This window comes from Prauserella oleivorans (assembly GCF_042685745.1).
Lineage (GTDB): Bacteria > Actinomycetota > Actinomycetes > Mycobacteriales > Pseudonocardiaceae > Prauserella_A > Prauserella_A oleivorans.
On sequence record NZ_JBHUNT010000001.1, the window covers coordinates 2,841,274 to 2,860,328 of the forward strand.

Below are 19,055 nucleotides of genomic sequence, written 5' to 3' on the forward strand. Positions count from 1 at the left end.
ATCGGGGCACTCGCCGTTTCCGGCTCACATCGCGGGACTCGGCACTCGCTCGTGTGCCTGGCCGCGCAGCACCTCGATGCGTTCGCTGCCCGGCCAGCTGTTGACCCAGCTGGATCCGGCGACATCCTTGGCGTGCTTCTTCAACGGTGCGAGCTGGCGGGAGATCTCGCGGTAGGAACCGATCGAGGACCCGGCACACACCAGGGTCGCGAGCGACACGGTCACCGGCATGCCCTCGGCGGACCATTCCGTGTCGAGCAGCGCGTCGGCGAGGGAGGTGATCTTGTCGAGGTCGCACGCGACGAGGAAGTCGTCGCCCCCGACGTGGCTGACCGTCATGCCACCGAGATGCGTCGCGAGGTCGGTGAGGGTGCGGCCGAGTGCGCGGATCAGATCGTCACCCGCCGCGAAGCCCACCGTGTCGTTGATCTTCTTGAACGAGTCGACGTCGAGCCAGCCGACCACGAGCGGCTCGTTCGCGGCGATCCTGCGGTCGACGTCGCGGGCCACGGCGTCGCTGCCGGGCAGCCGGGTGAGCGGGTTGAGGGCGGCCGCCTGCTCCACCTTCGCCTCGGCCATCCCGCGCACCACCTCGTGCACGAGGACCACGCCCTGGCAGCGCCCGGATTCGTCGATCACCACCACGTCGTCGGACGCGCGGTCCGACGCGGCGTCGGTCACCAGGTCGAGCAGTTCGAGCGCGGTCGCGGAGTTCCGGATGACGTGCGGCGGGTCGGCGAGGCGCTCGGCGGCGCGGTGGGCGTGCAGGGCGTGCCCGAACGGGCCGGTCACGGCCAGCAGGAACCGCGTCCGGTCGATGGACCACTGCGGGCGGCCCTCGGCGTCGACGCCGACGATGCCGGTCGGCGCGTCCTGGTCGACGAGGACGGTCCGGACCTCCTCGCACGTGGCGTCCGCGGGCAGGGTCGTGGCCGGGCGCAGGAAGTCCTTGATGGTGAGCGTGCCGGTCGGGGCGTAGCCGGGCGCGCCGAGCTGCGATTCGGGCAGCGCGGGCGTGATCGTGCCGGTCGCCACCATGCCCGGGCGGGCGGGCGCGAACAGGTTTCCCTGTACCAGCCGGATCCCGAGGCCCCGTGCGGTGTTCAGCTGCGCCTCGGTCTCGATGCCGGTGGCGACGAGCCGGATGTCGGTGCGGGCGGCGAAGTGCACGAGCGCCTCGACGAGGGCGACCGTCGGCTTGTCGTCGGGCAGCCGCCGCAGCGAGGTCCGGTCCATCTTCACCATGTCGGGGCGGGACTCGGCCAGCAGGTTGAGCGGGAGGTCGCCGGCGCCCAGGCCGTCGAAGGCGATGCGGAAACCCTGGTCGGCCAGCCGGCCGAGGCCCGACAGGAGCACGGAGGGGGAGATGCCGTGGAACGGCGGGCCGACCTCGAGCACGATCTCGCGCGGTCTACGGCCCGTCTCGGTGAGCGCGTCGAGCAGCGGTTGCAGTGCGGACGGCGGCGAGGCGGCCGTGAGCGCGGTCACGTTGAGGTGCAGGGGGAGGAGAGTGGCGTGGGGGGCGTCGTCGCGCACGGCCCGCGCGGCGAGGCCGACGTCGACCTCGACGAGCCTGCCCCGGCGCAACGCGTATCCCAGCATGTCGCTGACCCTGCCTGAGGTGGGGCGGGCGAGGGCCTCGACCGCCACGACGCCTCCGGTGTGCAGGCTGTACAGCGGCTGAAACGCGAAATGTACCTGGTTCACACCGACTCCCATGTCCGAATACTCAACCGCATTCGGACCGACTCAGTGAAGCTGGCCCGATCTTCACACACGAATAACAGGGCGATCAACCACGCAGGTGATTCCTGGCCGTCGGCTCCAGGCCATCCAGCTGAAATCCAGTTGAACAATGCCGTGTCCCGCCGTGACACCCGATCGGGTGTCCGGAATGGTGTCCCCGCGTGAACAACATCAACAGAAGACAGGTGCTCCGCGCGGGAAGTTCGCTGGCGGTGGTCACTGGAGCGGCTCTCGCCGGCGGGACGGCCGAGGCCCGCACCGTGGCGCCGTTCGCCCACGGGGTCGCCTCGGGCGACCCGCTGCCGGACAGCGTACTGCTCTGGACCCGGGTCACACCCACCGCCGACGCCGTTCCCGGATCGGGCCGGGGCCCCCAGGTGCGGGTGCGCTGGGAGGTGGCCCGCGACGAGGGCTTCACGGCTCTCGTCGCGCGCGGTGACACGGTGACCGGACCCGACCGTGACCACACCGTGAAGGTCGACGTCACCGGACTCGCGCCGGACTCGTGGTACTTCTTCCGGTTCCACTGGCAGGGCGCGACCTCCCCGGTCGGCCGGACCCGCACCGCGCCCGCGCCCGGCAGCCCGGTGCAGCGGCTGCGGTTCGGCGTCGTGTCGTGCGCCAACCTGCAGGCGGGCCACTTCGCGGCCTACCGGCACCTCGCCGCGCGCGACGACCTCGACCTCGTGGTCCATCTCGGCGACTACCTCTACGAGTACGAAGCGCAGGCCGACGCCGTGCGCCCGCACGACCCGCCCGTGGAGATCACCACGCTCGAGCACTATCGCCGCAGGCACGCCCAGTACAAGTCGGACCCCGACCTGCAGGCGCTGCACGCCCGGTCGCCCTTCGCCGTCACGTGGGACGACCACGAGTCCGCCAACGACGCCTGGTCCGGCGGCGCGGAGAACCACACCGAACCGGACGAGGGCCTCTGGACCGACCGCCGCGCCGCGTCCCAGCAGGCCTATAGCGAGTGGATGCCGGTGCGCTACGAGCCGGGCGGGCAGCTCTACCGGCGGCTGACGTTCGGCGCGCTGGCCGAGCTGTCGATGCTCGACCTGCGCACCTACCGCAGCGAGCAGGCGGCGCATCCGTTCGACCGCGGCATCCACGACCCGGAGCGCACCATCACCGGCGAGGAGCAGCTGCGGTGGCTGACGTCCGGTCTGGTGACGGCGAACGCGCAGTGGAAGTTCGTCGGCAACCCGGTGATGATCGCGCCCGTCCAGTTCCCGTCCACCCTGTCCACCCGGGAGATCGCCGCGCTGACCGAGCTCCTCGGCCCCATCGAGGGCGTGCCGTACAACGGCGACCAGTGGGACGGCTACACGGCCGACCGCGCCGAGGTGTTCCAGGCGCTGCGCGACCACGGGGTGCGCGACACCGTGTTCCTCACCGGCGACATCCACTCGGGCTGGGCGGCCGAGCTCCCCGCCGATCCGCTCACCTACCCGCTCAACCGGCAGTCGGTGGGCACCGAACTGGTCTGCACGTCGGTGACGAGCGACAACCTCGACGAGATCCTCGGCGTGGCCCCGCGTACCGCGTCGCTCGCCGTCGAGTCGGCGATCAGGCTCGCCAACCCGCACATCAAGTACCTGGACTTCGACTCGCACGGCTTCTCCGTGCTCGAGGTGACGCCGGCGGCCGTCCGCATGGACTGGTTCCGCCTGGCCGACCGCACCGACCCCGCCAGCGCGGCCACGGTCACGGCGTCCGCCCTTGTGCGCGCAGGCACCCAGCGGATCGCTCGCACACAGGAGGGCTTGCAATGACCGACCTGTCCCGGCGTCGCTTCCTGCGCGTCGCCACCGGCACCGGAGCGGCGGTGGTGCTGTCGGCCGCCACGGGCACGGCGTTCGCATCCTCCGGCCCCCGGGGGCCACGTGTCTACGTGCTCGTGGTGGACGGTCTGCGTCCCGACGAGATCCGGCCCGGCCTCACACCCCGGCTCGCCGCGCTGCGGGATGCGGGGACGAACTTCCCGGCGGCACGCTCGCTTCCGGTGATGGAGACCATCCCCAACCACGTGATGATGATGACCGGTGTGCGACCCGACCGGTCCGGAGTGCCCGCCAACTCGGTGTACGACCGGGCGGAGGGAGCGGTCCGCACGCTGGACCGGCCGGGCGATCTGCGTACGGCCACTCTGCTCGACCGGCTCGCCGCGACCGGGCGGCTGACGGGCAGCGTGCTGAGCAAGGAGTACCTCTACGGCATCTTCGGCGAGCGTGCGAGCCTGCGGTGGGAGCCGTTCCCGGTAATCCCGATCACCGAGCACGCCCCCGATGTGGCGACGATGCACGCGCTGCTCGCGATGGTCGACGAGTCGGACCCCGACCTGGTGTTCGCCAACCTCGGCGACGTCGACCGCGTCGGCCACGCCGACCTGACCGGGACCACCTTGCGGGCCGCGCGTTCGGCTGCGCTGTGGTCCACCGACGCACAGGTCGGCCGGTTCGTCGACCACCTCCAGTCCACCGGCCGGTGGGAGTCGAGCGTGCTGGTGGTGCTCGCGGACCACTCGATGGACTGGTCGTATGCGCACAAGCTGATCTCGCTGCGGGCACCGCTCGACCGGGAGCCGGCGCTGCGGGACAAGGTCGTGATCGCCCAGAACGGTGGTGCGGACCTGCTGGCGTTCACCGGCGAGGAGTCCGAGCGCGCGGCGGCCGTGGCGCGGATGCGGGAAATCGCGCTGGCCACCGACGGGGTGTTGTCGGTGCACGATCCGGCGGAGCTGCGGCTCGGGCCCGAGGCGGGCGACCTGGTCGTCTACTGCCGCGCGGGCTGGCGGTTCTCCGATCCACAGGTCTGGTCCAATCCGATCCCCGGCAACCACGGGCACCCGGCCACCGAGCCGATTCCGTTCTTCATTTCCGGTGGGCATCCCGTCGTGCGGAAGGGCGTGACCTCGTCGGCGCCGGCGACCACCGTCGACGTGGCGCCGACGGTCGGGGCGTTGTTCGGGTTGCCTGCCGTGGCCGGCGGCTACGACGGCACGGCACGGACCGAGGCGTTCTCCGCTCTCGCCCACGTGGGTGGCTGAGCCGGGACATACCGAGGCCGGGCGGCGGCGGTCCCGGGATCGTCGCCGCCCGGCGCACCGTGGCCGACCCTCGGCTTGTTGATCTATGCGCAACGCGTTGCCGAATACGCTTCGAACTCGGCCGCCGTAGCACTTGTCAGGCTCGTGGACTAGGACACCCGGTGAACGCGGCTATTCGACGACCCTGGGTAGCGAAGGCTACTCCGAACGGGCAAATTTGTTGCTTCGCCCACAAAGCGCTTGGCGAGCACCGGCCGAGCTCGGGGGTCGGTAGTGCGAACACCGCTCCCACCTCGCCGTATGCGCGTACTGGAAGCCGTCCGCGACGGTCTCCTGCGGCCGGAAATTGCGTCCCGGCGTTGTACACGGGGTGAAAATTGGTGTCACGCATTCGACCCATTGATCCAGCGTGGTGCATATCAATAGATTGAGTTCAGGCGGTTTGCCCCGGATCGGCGCTGATGGGGTGCAAATTCGCCGAGTCGGGGTGAGGGATGGCGTCCGCCCGGACGCGTACCTGGTTGCGCACATGGCGCGCAGCGGGCCGAATTGACACGCGAACGGCGGCGATTCGTGGGCCCGAAACATTCCCATGCCCTTTTTCCGGCGCTTTGTGGCAGTTCTCCGCACCGCATCGCGTGCTGAGGAGGTAAAGAGCGGACGGTGGACACGGTCCCCGACTACCAACGTCTCGATCCGGCCAAACGTGGAGGGAACGCAATGCAGGAATCAACGGCTGGCACCACTGAAGCGCACCTGGCCGGAATCGCAGAGAGAAGCCGCGCCGAGGCGCACCCGGAGCAGGCGTTCGGTTCCGATCCGCTGACGGTGCGGGAGAGCGACCACTACACGAACGAGTACGTCAAGGGCTTCGTCGAGAAGTGGGACGAGCTCATCGACTGGCGCAGGCGCTACGAGAGCGAGGGCAGCTTCTTCGTCGACCTGCTCCGCAAGCACGGCTGCCAGTCGGTGCTCGACGTCGCCACCGGGACAGGCTTCCACTCCGTCCGGCTCGTCGAGGCGGGCTTCGACACCACCAGTGCCGACGGCAGCGCCGAGATGCTCGCCAAGGCATTCGAGAACGGGCTCGAGTACGGCGGCCACGTTCTGCGGGTCGTGCACGCGGACTGGCGCTGGCTCAACAAGGACGTGCACGGCAAGTTCGATGCCGTGGTGTGCCTGGGCAACTCCTTCACCCACCTCTTCTCCGAGCGCGACCGGCGCAAGGCGCTCGCCGAGTTCTACGCCGTGCTCAAGCACGACGGCATCCTGATCCTGGATCAGCGTAACTACGACTCCATTTTGGACAACGGGTACAGCAGCAAGCACACGTACTACTACTGCGGTGAGGAAGTCACCGCCGAGCCGGAGTACGTGGACGAGGGACTCGCCCGGTTCCGGTACCAGTTCGCGGACAAGTCGCAGTACCACCTCAACATGTTCCCGCTGCGCAAGGACTACGTGCGGCGGCTGCTGCGCGAGGTCGGCTTCCAGCAGGTGGACACCTACGGCGACTTCCAGGAGACCTACACCGCCGACGACCCCGACTTCTTCATCCACGTCGCGTCCAAGGAGTACGTCGAGGAGCGGGCGGACGCGGCACACTACTCGGCAGCGGTGAACACGGCACGCGAGTACTACAACTCCGAGGACGCCGACAACTTCTACTACACGATCTGGGGCGGCCAGGACATCCACGTCGGCCTGTACCAGACGCCGGACGAGGCGATCGCGCCCGCCAGCCGGCGTACTGTGGAGCGGATGGCGGCCAAGCTGGGAATCACCAAGGACATGAAGGTGCTCGACCTCGGGTCGGGCTACGGTGGTGCGGCGCGTTACCTGGCCAAGACCTACGGCTGCCACGTCACCTGTCTCAACCTCAGCGAGGTGGAGAACGAGCGCAACCGTCAGTTCAACGCCACCGAGGGACTGAGCGACCTCATCGACGTCGTGGACGGCTCGTTCGAGGACCTGCCCTTCAACGACAACGAGTTCGACGTCGTCTGGTCGCAGGACGCCTTCCTCCACAGTGGCGACCGGGCGCGCGTGGTAGAGGAGGCCGTGCGCGTGCTCCGCCCGACCGGCCAGATGGTCTTCACCGACCCGATGGCGTCCGACACGTGCGACAAGGCGGCGCTCAAACCGATCCTGGACCGGCTGCACCTCGACACCATGGGCAGGCCCGGGTTCTACAAGCGCGAGTTCGCCCGGCTCGGCATGTCGTCGATCGAGTTCGAGGACCACACACCGCAGCTGGCCACCCACTACGGCCGCGTGCTCGAGGAACTCGAACGCCGGGAGGACGAGCTGGCCGCCACCGTCAGCAAGGAATACCGGGACCACATGAAGCTCGGCCTGAAGAACTGGGTCAAGGGTGGCAATTCCGGCAACCTCGCGTGGGGCATCTTCCACATCCGCGCCTGACCTCGAAAACGCCCGCTCCCGTCGACAAAAGGAAGCATTGTGACTGCAAATCGTAGGTTGTTCACGAGCGAGTCCGTGACCGAAGGCCATCCGGACAAGATGTGCGACGCGATCAGCGACACCATCCTCGACGCGATGCTGGCCGCCGACCCGCGCAGCCGCGTCGCCGTGGAGTCGCTGATCACCACCGGCCAGGTGCACGTCGCCGGCGAGGTGACGACGGAGGCCTACGTCGACGTGCCGTCCCTGGTACGCGACACGGTGCTGGAGATCGGCTACGACTCCTCGGCCAAGGGTTTCGACGGCGCGTCCTGCGGCGTCAACGTGGCCATCGGCTCGCAGTCGCCGGACATCGCGCAGGGCGTGGACACGGCGTACGAGTCGCGGCTGGAGAACGCGCTCGACGAGCTCGACAAGCAGGGTGCGGGCGATCAGGGGCTGATGTTCGGCTACGCGTGCTCGGACACGCCCGAGCTGATGCCGCTGCCGATCGCGCTGGCCCACCGGCTCTCGCGCAGGCTCACCGAGGTGCGCAAGAACGGCACCATCCCGTACCTGCGCCCGGACGGCAAGACCCAGGTGACCATCGAGTACGCCGGCGACCAGCCGGTGCGGCTCGACACGGTGGTCATCTCCAGCCAGCACGCCGAGGGTATCGATCTGGACAAGATGCTCGCGGTCGACCTCACCGAGCAGGTGCTGCGGCCGGAGATCGGCAAGCTCGGCCTCGACGCCGAGGAGCCGAAGATCCTCATCAACCCGACCGGCCGGTTCGTCGTCGGCGGCCCGATGGGTGACGCGGGGCTGACCGGCCGCAAGATCATCGTGGACACCTACGGCGGCATGGCCCGGCACGGTGGCGGCGCGTTCTCGGGCAAGGACCCGTCGAAGGTGGACCGCTCGGCGGCGTACGCGATGCGCTGGGTCGCCAAGAACATCGTGGCCGCGGGCCTGGCCGACCGCGCCGAGATCCAGGTGGCGTACGCGATCGGCAAGGCGGCGCCGGTGGGGTTGTTCGTGGAGACCTTCGGCACCGAGAAGGTGGCGCCGGAGCGGATCCAGAAGGCGATCGACGAGGTGTTCGACCTGCGACCCGCGGCGATCATCCGCGACCTGGACCTGCTGCGCCCGATCTACGCCAAGACGGCCTCCTACGGTCACTTCGGCCGCACCGATGTCGACCTGCCGTGGGAGCGTACGGACCGCGCCCCGGCGCTGAAGGAGATCGCGAAGGCATAGCATCCGCCCGACCGCGGAAGAAACGTCCTGGCCAGCCCGCACGACTCGAGGAGTGTGCCCGTACATGCGCATCGCCGTGACCGGATCGATCGCGACCGACCACCTGATGGTCTTCCCCGGCCGGTTCGCCGACCAGTTCGTCGCCGACCAGCTGGAGAAGGTGTCCCTGTCGTTCCTGGTGGACCAGCTCGACATCCGCCGGGGAGGTGTGGCGGCCAACATCAGCTTCGGTCTCGGCAGCCTGGGCATGACGCCGATCCTGGTCGGCGCGGTCGGCACCGACTTCGACGACTACCGCTCGTGGCTGGAGCGGCACGGTGTCGACACCAAGTCGGTGCACGTGTCGCAGACGCGGCACACGTCACGTTTCCTGTGCACCACGGACCAGAGCCAGGCGCAGATCGCCTCGTTCTACGCCGGTGCCATGGAGGAGGCCCGCAACATCGAGCTGCAGGCGGTGGCCGACCGGCTCGGCGGGCTCGACCTCGTGGTGGTGGCGCCGAACGACCCGGTGGCCATGGTCCGGCACACCGAGGAGTGCAGGCAGCGGGGATTCGCGTTCGCGGCCGACCCGTCCCAGCAGCTGGCCCGCATGGAGGGATCGGACATCCGTACCCTCGTCGACGGGGCGACGTACTTGTTCACCAACGAGTACGAGACCTCACTGCTGCTGCGGGCCACGGGCTGGACGGCCGAGGAGGTGCTCGGCCGGGTCGGCCTGTGGGTGATGACCCACGGCGCGGACGGTGTGCGCATCCGGGGCCGCGACCGCGAGACGGTCGAGATCCCGGCGGTGCCGGTCGCCGAGGAGGCCGACCCGACCGGTGTCGGCGACGCCTTCCGTGCCGGATTCCTGTGGGGCGTGCATGCTCGCCTCGGCGTCGAGCGGGCGGCCCAGGCGGGCTGCACGCTGGCCGCGATCGTCCTCGAGACGGTCGGGACCCAGGAATACACGGTCGACCGGGCCGACTTCTCGAAGAGGGTCGCCAAGGCCTACGGCAGCGACGCGGCCGCGGAGATCGAATCGAAACTGCGAGTGTGATGTGATGGACAGCGCCTTTCTCGCCGCCCTCGACCAGCGAGTACTGGTCGCCGACGGGGGTATGGGGACCGCCCTCCAGGCGTGGGACCTCACGCTCGACGACTTCGCCCAGCTGGAGGGCTGCAACGAGATCCTCAACGAGACCCGCCCCGATGTCGTGAGCTCGGTGTACCGGGGTTTCCTCGAGGCGGGTTCGGACGCGATCGAGACCAACACCTTCGGCACCAACCTGGCCAACCTGGGCGAGTACGGCATCGCCGACCGGATCCGGGAGCTCGCCGAGAAGGGCGCCTCGCTCGCCCGGCAGGCCGCCGACGAGTTCAGCACGCCCGAGAAGCCGCGGTTCGTGCTCGGCTCGGTGGGTCCGGGCACGAAGCTGCCCACGCTGGGTCACGCGCCCTACCGCGACCTCCGCGACGCCTATGTCGAGAGCGTGCTCGGGCTGCTCGACGGCGGTGTCGACGCGGTGCTCGTGGAGACCTCGCAGGACCTGCTGCAGACGAAGGCCGCGATCGTCGCGGCGAAGCGCGCGATGGCGCAGGCCGGCCGGCGGGTGCCGATCATCGCCCAGGTCACCGTCGAGACGACCGGCACCATGCTGGTCGGCTCGGAGATCGGCGCGGCGCTGACGGCGCTCGAACCTCTCGGCATCGACCTGATCGGCATGAACTGCGCCACCGGGCCCGCCGAGATGGGGGAGCACCTGCGGGTGCTCGCCGACCACGCCCGCGTGCCGCTGTCGGTGATGCCCAATGCCGGTCTGCCGGAGCTCGGCCCGAACGGCGCGGTCTACCCGCTGCAGCCGGACGAGCTGGCGCAGTCGCTGGCCGAGTTCGTCACCCGCTACGGCACCCGTCTGGTCGGCGGCTGCTGCGGCACGACCACCGAGCACATCCGCGCCGTGTCAGAGGCCGTGTCGGGGCTGACGCCGGTGCGGCGGACGCCCGAGATCGTGCCCTCGGTGTCGTCGGTGTACCAGTCGGTGCCGTTCCGGCAGGACGCCTCGATCCTCAACGTCGGCGAGCGGACCAACGCCAACGGCTCCAAGGCCTTCCGGGAGGCCATGCTGGAGCAGCGCTACGACGACTGTGTCGAGATCGCCAAGGCACAGACCCGTGAGGGCGCGCACATGCTGGACCTGTGCGTGGACTACGTGGGCCGCGACGGCACCGAGGACATGCGGGAACTGGCCTCGCGCCTGGCCACGGCGTCCACGCTGCCGATCATGGTGGACTCCACCGAGCCGGACGTCATCGAGGTCGCGCTGGAACACCTCGGTGGCCGGTGCGCGATCAACTCGGTGAACTACGAGGACGGCACCGAGCCCGGCGGCCGGTACGACCGAGTGCTGCGGATGGCCGTCGAGCACGGCGCCGCGGTGGTCGTCACCTGCATCGACGAGGAGGGCCAGGCCCGCACGGCGGACTGGAAGCTGCGCGTGGCCGAGCGGGCGATCGCGGACCTGACGCAGAACTGGGGCTTGGAGCCCTCGTCCATCATCGTCGACTGCCTGGTGTTCCCCATCACCACCGGCCAGGAGGAGGTCCGCAAGGACGCCGTCGAGACCATCAACGCCATCCGCGAGCTCAAGAAGCGGCACCCGGACGTGCAGACCACGCTCGGGCTGTCGAACGTCTCGTTCGGGCTCAATCCGGCGGCCCGCCAGGTGCTGAACTCGGTCTTTTTGAACGAGTGCCGGGAGGCGGGGCTCGACTCCGCGATCGTGAACTCCTCGAAGATCCTGCCGATGAACAAGATCGACGAGCAGGCCCGCGAGGTCGCGCTCGACCTGGTCTACGACCGGCGCCGCGAGGGCTACGACCCCCTGCAGACGCTGATGTCGCTCTTCGAGGGCAAGACCGCCTCGTCCAGCAGGGAGTCGCGGGCGGAGGAGCTGGCGAAGCTTCCCCTGTTCGAGCGGCTGGAGCGACGCATCATCGACGGCGAGCGCACCGGGCTCGAGGCCGACCTCGACGCGGCCATGGAGCAGAAGCCGCCGCTGGACATCATCAACGAGAACCTGCTCGCCGGCATGAAGGTGGTCGGCGACCTGTTCGGCTCCGGGCAGATGCAGCTGCCGTTCGTGCTCCAGTCGGCCGAGGTGATGAAGGCCGCGGTGGCGCACCTCGAGCCGCACATGGAGAAGAACGACGCCGGCGGCAAGGGCAAGCTGCTGCTGGCCACCGTGAAGGGCGATGTTCACGACATCGGCAAGAACCTCGTCGACATCATCGTCTCCAACAACGGCTACGACGTCGTCAACCTCGGCATCAAGCAGCCGATCAACGCGATCCTCGAGGCCGCGGAGGAGCACCAGGTCGACGCGATCGGCATGTCCGGCCTGCTGGTGAAGTCCACGGTCATCATGAAGGACAACCTGCGGGAGATGAACGAGCGCGGCGTGGCGGCCAAGTATCCGGTTCTGCTCGGCGGCGCCGCGCTGACCAGGACGTTCGTGGAGAACGACCTGGACGAGGTGTACGAAGGCGACGTCCGCTACGCCAAGGACGCCTTCGAGGGCCTGCACCTGATGGACCGCCTGATGGCGATCAAGCGGGGCGAGACGCCCGAGGCGGACGAGGCCGAGCAGGCGAAGAAGGCCGAGCGCAAGGCCCGCCGGGAGCGGTCGCTGCGCATCGCCGAGAAGCGCAAGGCCGCCGGGGCGGGTGACGGCCCCGAGCCGTCGCACGACGACACCACACGGTCCGATGTGGACGCCGACGCGCCCGTGCCCACGCCGCCGTTCTGGGGCTCGAAGGTGGTGCGCGGCGTCGCCACCGCCGACTACCTGTCGCTGCTCGACGAGCGGGCCACGTTCTTCGGCCAGTGGGGTCTGCGGGGTGCCAAGAAGGGCGAGGGGCCGTCGTACGAGGAGCTGGTCGAGTCCGAGGGGCGGCCACGGCTGCGGGCCTGGATGGACGAGCTGGCCACCGCGGGCATCCTGCAGCACGCGGCGCTCGTCTACGGCTACTTTCCGTGCTACTCCGAGGGCAACGACCTGGTCGTGCTCGACAAGGACGCCCCGGACGCGCCGGAGCGGGCCCGGTTCCGCTTCCCGCGGCAGCTGCGCGACCGCCGACTGTGCCTCGCCGACTTCTTCCGGACCCGCGAGAAGGCGGAGGAGACCGGCCAGGTCGACGTGCTGCCGCTGCAGCTGGTGACCATGGGCCAGCCGATCGCGGACTACGCCAACGAGCTGTTCGCCAAGAACGCCTACCGGGACTACCTGGAGGTCCACGGGCTCGGCGTGCAGCTCACCGAGGCGCTCGCCGAGTACTGGCATCGGCGGATCCGGCAGGAACTGCGGTTCTCCTCGGGGACGCCGGTGGCGGCCGAGGACCCCGAGGACGTGCGGGAGTTCTTCAAGCTCGGCTACCGTGGCGCTCGGTTCTCGCTCGGCTACGGCGCCTGCCCGAACCTGGAGGACCGGACGAAGATCGTCGACCTGCTCGAGGCCGAGCGCATCGGTGTGCGGCTGTCGGAGGAGTTCCAGCTGCACCCCGAGCAGTCCACCGACGCGATCGTCGCCCACCACCCCGAGGCCAAGTACTTCAATACGTGAACACCGAGGAAACCCAGCGTGGAAAGGAAGCCATGAGCGCGAAGTTGCAGAAGGTGAACGGTCTCGAGTTCGCCGTCGCCGACCTGAAGCTGGCCGAGGCCGGCCGGCACCAGATCCGGCTCGCCGAACACGAGATGCCGGGCCTGATGGCGACGCGCCGCGAGTTCGCCGCGTCGAAGCCGCTGAAGGGCGCGCGCGTGGCCGGCTCGCTGCACATGACCGTCCAGACGGCGGTGCTGATCGAGACGCTCGTGGAGCTCGGCGCCGAGGTGCGCTGGGTCTCGTGCAACATCTTCTCCACCCAGGACGAGGCCGCGGCCGCCGTGGTGGTGGGCCCGAACGGGACGCCGGAGAAGCCCGAGGGCGTGTCGGTGTTCGCGTGGAAGGGCGAGACGCTCGAGGACTACTGGTGGTGCACCGACCAGCTGTTCCAGTTCGGGGACAAGGGCCCGAACATGATCCTCGACGACGGCGGCGACGCCACGCTGCTGGTGCACAAGGGCGTCGAGTTCGAGGCCGCGGGTGCCGTGCCCGAGGCGACCGAGGACGACCCGCACGAGTACAAGGTCATCCTGCAGACCCTGCGCAGGAGCCTGGCCGCGGACTCCAAGCGGTTCACGAGGATCGCCGAGGGGATCAAGGGCGTCACCGAAGAGACCACCACCGGTGTCCACCGGCTGTACGAGTTCGCCAAGACGGGGGAGCTGCTGTTCCCCGCGATCAACGTCAACGACTCGGTGACCAAGTCGAAGTTCGACAACAAGTACGGCTGCCGGCACTCGCTCATCGACGGCATCAACCGCGCCACCGACACGCTGATCGGCGGCAAGGTCGCCGTGGTCTGCGGCTACGGTGACGTCGGCAAGGGCTGCGCCGAGTCGCTGCGCGGGCAGGGCGCCCGCGTGATCGTCACCGAGATCGACCCGATCTGCGCGCTGCAGGCCGCGATGGACGGCTACCAGGTGACGGTGCTCGAGGATGTCGTCGAGACGGCCGACATCTTCGTGACCACCACCGGCAACTTCAACATCATCACCGCCGAGCACATGGCCCGGATGAAGCACCAGGCCATCGTCGGCAACATCGGCCACTTCGACAACGAGATCGACATGGCCGGCCTGGAGAAGACGCCGGGCATCAAGAAGGTCGAGATCAAGCCACAGGTGCACGAGTACGTCTACCCCGACGGCCACTCGATCATCGTGCTGTCCGAGGGCCGGCTGCTGAACCTCGGCAACGCCACCGGCCACCCGAGCTTCGTGATGTCGAACAGCTTCACCAACCAGGTGCTGGCGCAGATCGAGCTGTTCACCAAGCCCGGGGAGTACGACAAGCAGGTGTACGTGCTGCCGAAGCACCTGGACGAGAAGGTGGCGCGGCTGCACCTCGACGCGCTGGGCGTCAAGCTCACCAAGCTGACCAAGGAGCAGGCGGCCTACATCGGCGTCGACGTCGAGGGCCCGTACAAGCCCGACCACTACCGCTACTGATCGCCACCGCGACAGCAGTGCTCAGCCGGCACACGATGGTCCCCGGGGCGGCCGCCGCCCCGGGGACCACCACAAGCAACCGGAGGTAGACGTGCGGAGGGTTTCCGACCGGATCCGGAACGCGGACGGCCCGACGTTCTCCGTGGAGTTCTTCCCGCCGAGGGACGAGGCCGACGAGGCGATCCTATGGCGGTCCATCCGCGAGCTGGAGCCGCTCGACCCCGCCTACATGTCCATCACCTACGGGGCGGGCGGCAAGTCGCGGGACGGCACGATCAGCAATATCGCCCGGGTCGCCACCGACACGACCCTCGTGCCGATGGCGCACCTGACCGCGGTGGATCACTCGGTGGCGGAGCTGCGCAACGTCATCGGCCACTTCGCGGCGGTCGGCGTGCACAATATCCTCGCCCTGCGCGGCGACCCGCCCGGCGACCCGATGGGGGAGTGGATCCCGCACCCCGACGGCCTGACCTACGCCGAGGAACTGGTGCGGTTGATCCGCGAGCTCGGCGACTTCTGCGTGGGCGTGTCGGCGTTCCCGTACGGCCACCCGCGCTCGGCCGACCTCGACACCGACACGCATTACCTCGTCCGCAAGCTGCGGGCCGGCGCCGATTTCGCCATCGCCCAGCTGTTCTTCGAGGCCGAGGACTTCCTACGGCTGCGCGACCGCGTGGCCGCCGCAGGCTGTGACGCGTTCATGCTGCCCGGCATCATGCCGCTCACCACGCCACGGACCCTGCGCAAGACCATCGAGCTCTCCGGTGCTACGCCGCCGCGGTGGCTGCTCGAGCGGCTCGAACCGCTCGCCGACGACCCGAAGGCGTTCCGCGCCGAAGGCCTCGACGTCGTCACGGAGCTGTGCCAGCGCCTGCTCGCCGAGGGGGTGCCGGAGCTGCACTTCTACACGTTCAACCGGTCCAAGGCCACGCGCGAGCTGGTCGACCGGCTGGGTCTGCGGTCGCGCTCGGAGGAACCGCCGCTGGCGCTCGCGGGGGCGTAGGCGGCACCCCCCCGGGGAGGCGGACACTTGCCGGACACACCCCGGACACGGAGGAAACACCGAGCGACACGGAACCGGTGGGCGGGGCCGGTCGTTGATCAGTCGCCATGAACGACGAACTGATCCTCGCCCTGACCCTGCTCGCCCTGCTCGGCTCCGCGCTGGTGGCCGGGGTGTTCTTCGCGTTCTCGACCTTCGTGATGCGCGCGCTCGCGCGGTTGCCCGCCGCGACCGGCATCGCCGCCATGCAGTCGATCAACACCGCGGTGCTGAGGCCGTCCTTCCTGGGGGTGTTCGTGGGCACCGCCCTGCTCTCAGCCGCGCTCGCGGTGCTGGCGGTACTGCGGTGGCCGGACTCCGGCTCGCCGTGGCTGTTCGCCGGTGGGCTGCTCTACGTCGTGGGCTCCTTCGTGCTCACCCGGGCCGTGCATATCCCGCGCAACGACGCCCTCCAGCGCTCGGATGCGGACAGCGAGGACGGCGCGGCGTTGTGGGCCCGCTACGTCCCGCAGTGGACGGTCTGGAACCACGTGCGCACCCTCGCGTCGCTGGCGGCCTGCGCCTGCTTCGCGGCGGCGCTCGTGACCGGCTGAGCCGTCAGGCCGAGGTGCGGGCGAGGTAGGCGATCCGCTTGCCGAGCGACACGGCGTGGTCGGCGTAGCGTTCGTAGTACCGGCCGATCAGGGTCAGGTCCATGATCGTGTCGACGTCCGGCTGGCGGGTGCCGCTCGTGAGCTCGCGGTACAGGTCGTGCAGCAACCGGTCCATCGCGTCGTCGTCCTGCGCGATCTCGAGCGCCATCGCGGCGTCGCGCGCGACCATGGCCTCGCCGACCTTGGTCACCAGCTGGTGGGCGACACCGCCCATGGCGCGGATGGTCGGACGGAGCGCATCGGGAACGGCGCGCCGCGGATGGCGGCGCACGACGATCTCGCCGACGTGATGGGCGAGCGCGCCCATCCGGTCCAGATCCGCGCTCATCCGCAGCCCGGCGATGATCGTTCGCAGGTCGGTGGCCACCGGCTGCTGGCAGGCGAGGATCGACAGCGCGTGTTCGTCGAGCACGTGATGCAGGTCGCTGATCGGCTTGCGTTCCCGCACGACGAGCTCGGCGAGCGCGAGGTCGTCCGTGGTCACCGCCCGCGTGGCCTGTTGCATGGCCTCGTCGGTGAGCCGGGTGAGCTCGGCGAGCCTGCCCGCGAACTTCCGCAGCTGCTCCTGGTAGGCCTCCCGCATGACACCCTCCTCGGTTTCCGCGTCACTGTGCCGACCGCGGCACTGACAGGACGGCGCCGGGCGAGGCCCCGGTGCGTTGCCGGGGGATCGGCGGGGCGCCGTCGACCCGCTGGCCGGTGAGCCGGGCGATGCGCACCCGGAACCCGTTGTCGAAGGCGTAGAGCATCGCGTGCGGATGGTCCGCTCGCGGCCGGTCGCGGTGACCGAGCGGCCGGGCCAGACCGACGCCGGTGATGAGCCAGCCGTCCTCACCGCCGTCGATCTCGACCGTCACCGGCCTGCCCACGGCCGCGCGCGGCAGTGAGGGGTCGATGCCGGTGGGCACGAGAACGTCCCCGCCCGGCTGGACGAACGCCGCCACGGGCACCGGACTCCCGCCGTCGACGGCGACCGTGGCGGTGACGCAGCACCCGGCGACGCCGAGCAACGAGAGGCAGTCCTGGTGGGTCAGGCCGGGCGAATCCACGATCGCTCCCTTCCGCTCGGAAGGGCCGGGGAGGCGTCGTCACGCCCGTCCCGGCGGACGGCGTCGCCTCCTTGTCCACGCGCCGTTCCAATTTCGAAAATGACTGTGCTGCCGGGGTTTTCCCGACGACAGGCGGCCGGAGAGTTCCTGTAGTCTTGATCTCGAACACGACGCCGGCGCGAGCGCCGACCCTCCTCAGCGGACGCTTCGCCGAAGCGTCGTGAGCTTCACGCTTTCCTTACTACGCCGGGCGAACGCGTTCGTCCAGGCTTTGTCCCCCTGGGGACGCGTTGTACCCATCCGGGTTTGGCACGAGCAGCGGAGGTGGCAGATGGAGGGGCCGGAAGCCCGAGAGAACCGCAATGGCGTTCTGCCGGTGCGTCCGTGGTTCAAAATGGTGTGGGCCGGTTACGACCGAAAGGCCGTCGATCGTCATCTTCGGGCCATGGAGGACGAGCTGCAGCTGCTGGCCGCCGACCGCGATTTCGCCGCGCGCACGGCCGACAAGCTCACCGTCGAACTCGACGCGCTGCGTGCCGCCCACGAGGAACTCAAGCTCCGCTACGACCGCGCGTGCCGCAGCCCCATCGAGGCCGACGGCCTCTCGGAACGCATGCTGCGCATGGTGGAGCTGGCGCACGTCGAGGCGAACGAGATCGTGCAGAACGCCCGGACCAAGGCCGAGCGCACCCGGACCGCCGCCGACGAGGAAGCGCGCCGTCTTCGTGGCCGCTACGAGCGCAAGCTGCACGAGCTCGAGCAGCGCCGGGCCGCGATGGAGGCCGAGCACGCCGAGCTGATGCGCACCAGCCGGGCCGAATTCGAGGAGAAGGAGCGGCAGGCCGAGGAGCGCAGGCGACGCCTCGACGAGGAGTCGGCGCGCCGGCGTCAGCAGGCCGAGCGCGACCTCGCCCTCGTGCTCAAGGCGCGCCGCGAGGAGGCGACCAAGGCCATCGAGCAACGGGAGGCCGAGTCGAAGGAACGTGCCGCGACACTGGTGGCCGAGGCGGAATCCCGGGCGGCGGACATGATCGCGCAAGCGACCGAACGCGTGCGCGAACTGGAGGAGGTGCAGCGGCAGCTGACCGGCCGACTGCGCGAGGCGCGCGACGTGCTCGCCGCCGCCATGCCGCTGACCGCGCCTCTGCCGGAGGAGACCGCGGAACCGGCCCTGGCGCACGCCCGGCCCGGCTCGGGCGAGGACGAGCCGGTTGCCGACGACGTGCGGGCGGACTCCGCGCGGGAGGTTCGTCCGGGCGTACCTCCCGCGGGGGTGCGGTCGGCTCGGGCCGGGGTCGTGGAGGTACCGGAGCAGCGCACCGACGAGGTGGAGCCTGCGGAGGTTCCGTCCGTGGGTGCGGGGTCGAGTGACGAGGCCTTGTCCGGCGAGGCCGTGTCGGCCGGCAGTGCGTCGGAGGCCGCGAGCGAGGAGGCCGAGGTGTCCGGGCCGGTGTCGACCCGGCGCGAGGACAGGGACCGGAAGCCGTCGGTGGATTCGCCGGTGAGGCCCGTCGTGGCGGCGCCTGGCGTCCGGCGAAGCCGATCGCGACAGTGACCATCGCCGTCGCACCCGAACCGGCCGTGGACACCGACGGGAAGCCGAAGCGCCTGGCCCGGACGAAGGTGCTCGAGCCCGTCGCCGCGGCCCCGGCGGCGCAGGCCGTGCCGGAGCCCGTCGCCGGCAGCTGACGCCGGTAGCTGGCCGGGCGCCTTCGCCTGGTAGCCGGCCCGACGCCTTCGCCGGGTAGCGGACCCACACCGACGCCGTGTGCCGTGCGCTCATCCGCCGAGC

The 19,055-nt window shown here is 69.8% G+C and carries 14 protein-coding genes; 11 read left to right on the forward strand and 3 right to left on the reverse strand.

Annotated features, from left to right (window positions below; translation table 11 throughout):
• Window positions 1-24 precede the first annotated feature (24 nt).
• Window positions 25-1,719, reverse strand: coding sequence for an EAL domain-containing protein (locus ACFSZT_RS13995; RefSeq protein ID WP_377392278.1), 1,695 nt, complete (start codon window positions 1,717-1,719; stop codon window positions 25-27).
• Window positions 1,720-1,907: 188 nt separating this feature from the next.
• Between ACFSZT_RS13995 and ACFSZT_RS14000 the strand changes: the two genes are divergently transcribed.
• The 9 genes from ACFSZT_RS14000 (at window position 1,908) to ACFSZT_RS14040 (ending at window position 16,154) form a co-directional block, all read left to right on the forward strand.
• Window positions 1,908-3,524 (forward strand): alkaline phosphatase D family protein, encoded by a 1,617-nt coding sequence (locus tag ACFSZT_RS14000; RefSeq protein ID WP_377392275.1) that lies wholly within the window; start codon window positions 1,908-1,910, stop codon window positions 3,522-3,524.
• Entirely contained in the window at window positions 3,521-4,798 is a 1,278-nt protein-coding gene (locus ACFSZT_RS14005; protein ID WP_377392272.1) for an alkaline phosphatase family protein, read from the forward strand. Before ACFSZT_RS14000 ends, ACFSZT_RS14005 begins: the two co-directional genes overlap by 4 nt.
• A 720-nt stretch (window positions 4,799-5,518) precedes the next feature.
• On the forward strand, window positions 5,519-7,222 hold the full coding sequence (locus ACFSZT_RS14010; RefSeq protein ID WP_377392269.1) for a glycine/sarcosine N-methyltransferase: 1,704 nt from the start codon (window positions 5,519-5,521) through the stop codon (window positions 7,220-7,222).
• A 39-nt stretch (window positions 7,223-7,261) separates the two neighbouring features.
• On the forward strand, window positions 7,262-8,461 hold the full coding sequence (gene metK / locus ACFSZT_RS14015) for a methionine adenosyltransferase (protein ID WP_377392266.1): 1,200 nt from the start codon (window positions 7,262-7,264) through the stop codon (window positions 8,459-8,461).
• 64 nt (window positions 8,462-8,525) lie between these two features.
• Window positions 8,526-9,503 carry a carbohydrate kinase family protein gene (locus ACFSZT_RS14020; RefSeq protein WP_377392263.1) on the forward strand — a complete coding sequence of 326 codons (978 nt, stop codon included), beginning with the start codon at window positions 8,526-8,528 and terminating at the stop codon, window positions 9,501-9,503.
• A gap of 4 nt (window positions 9,504-9,507) precedes the next feature.
• Window positions 9,508-13,065, forward strand: coding sequence for a methionine synthase (gene metH, locus ACFSZT_RS14025; RefSeq protein WP_377392260.1), 3,558 nt, complete (start codon window positions 9,508-9,510; stop codon window positions 13,063-13,065).
• Window positions 13,066-13,097: 32 nt separating this feature from the next.
• Complete coding sequence (gene ahcY, locus ACFSZT_RS14030) at window positions 13,098-14,555, forward strand: adenosylhomocysteinase (protein WP_377392257.1); 1,458 nt, start codon at window positions 13,098-13,100, stop codon at window positions 14,553-14,555.
• A 91-nt stretch (window positions 14,556-14,646) separates the two neighbouring features.
• Window positions 14,647-15,561, forward strand: coding sequence for a methylenetetrahydrofolate reductase (locus tag ACFSZT_RS14035; protein ID WP_377392254.1), 915 nt, complete (start codon window positions 14,647-14,649; stop codon window positions 15,559-15,561).
• A gap of 107 nt (window positions 15,562-15,668) precedes the next feature.
• Window positions 15,669-16,154 carry an anthrone oxygenase family protein gene (locus ACFSZT_RS14040; protein WP_377392251.1) on the forward strand — a complete coding sequence of 162 codons (486 nt, stop codon included), beginning with the start codon at window positions 15,669-15,671 and terminating at the stop codon, window positions 16,152-16,154.
• A gap of 4 nt (window positions 16,155-16,158) precedes the next feature.
• Here ACFSZT_RS14040 and phoU read toward each other — a convergent pair whose 3' ends face one another.
• Entirely contained in the window at window positions 16,159-16,797 is a 639-nt protein-coding gene (gene phoU, locus ACFSZT_RS14045; RefSeq protein WP_377392248.1) for a phosphate signaling complex protein PhoU, read from the reverse strand.
• 22 nt (window positions 16,798-16,819) lie between these two features.
• Window positions 16,820-17,263 (reverse strand): hypothetical protein, encoded by a 444-nt coding sequence (locus ACFSZT_RS14050; protein WP_377392246.1) that lies wholly within the window; start codon window positions 17,261-17,263, stop codon window positions 16,820-16,822.
• A 445-nt stretch (window positions 17,264-17,708) separates the two neighbouring features.
• Here ACFSZT_RS14050 and ACFSZT_RS14055 point away from each other — a divergent pair, with 445 nt between their 5' ends.
• The gene (locus tag ACFSZT_RS14055) at window positions 17,709-18,818 is read left to right on the forward strand and encodes a metallopeptidase (RefSeq protein ID WP_377392243.1); all 1,110 of its coding nucleotides are present in this window, start codon (window positions 17,709-17,711) and stop codon (window positions 18,816-18,818) included.
• The gene (locus ACFSZT_RS14060) at window positions 18,815-18,952 is read left to right on the forward strand and encodes a hypothetical protein (RefSeq protein ID WP_377392240.1); all 138 of its coding nucleotides are present in this window, start codon (window positions 18,815-18,817) and stop codon (window positions 18,950-18,952) included. The genes ACFSZT_RS14055 and ACFSZT_RS14060 overlap by 4 nt, the downstream gene beginning before the upstream one ends.
• The last annotated feature ends 103 nt before the right edge of the window (window positions 18,953-19,055 follow it).

What these genes read in the sequence shown, in the direction of transcription:
- ACFSZT_RS14020 (WP_377392263.1), top strand. Translation starts at nt 8,526, where the DNA reads ATGCGCATCGCCGTGACCGGATCGATCGCGACCGACCACCTGATGGTC.
- ACFSZT_RS14040 (WP_377392251.1), top strand. Translation starts at nt 15,669, where the DNA reads ATGAACGACGAACTGATCCTCGCCCTGACCCTGCTCGCCCTGCTCGGC.
- ACFSZT_RS14005 (WP_377392272.1), top strand. Translation starts at nt 3,521, where the DNA reads ATGACCGACCTGTCCCGGCGTCGCTTCCTGCGCGTCGCCACCGGCACC.
- ACFSZT_RS13995 (WP_377392278.1), bottom strand. Translation starts at nt 1,719, where the DNA reads ATGGGAGTCGGTGTGAACCAGGTACATTTCGCGTTTCAGCCGCTGTAC.
- ACFSZT_RS14010 (WP_377392269.1), top strand. Translation starts at nt 5,519, where the DNA reads ATGCAGGAATCAACGGCTGGCACCACTGAAGCGCACCTGGCCGGAATC.
- ahcY (WP_377392257.1), top strand. Translation starts at nt 13,098, where the DNA reads ATGAGCGCGAAGTTGCAGAAGGTGAACGGTCTCGAGTTCGCCGTCGCC.
- ACFSZT_RS14055 (WP_377392243.1), top strand. Translation starts at nt 17,709, where the DNA reads ATGGAGGACGAGCTGCAGCTGCTGGCCGCCGACCGCGATTTCGCCGCG.
- phoU (WP_377392248.1), bottom strand. Translation starts at nt 16,797, where the DNA reads ATGCGGGAGGCCTACCAGGAGCAGCTGCGGAAGTTCGCGGGCAGGCTC.
- metH (WP_377392260.1), top strand. Translation starts at nt 9,508, where the DNA reads ATGGACAGCGCCTTTCTCGCCGCCCTCGACCAGCGAGTACTGGTCGCC.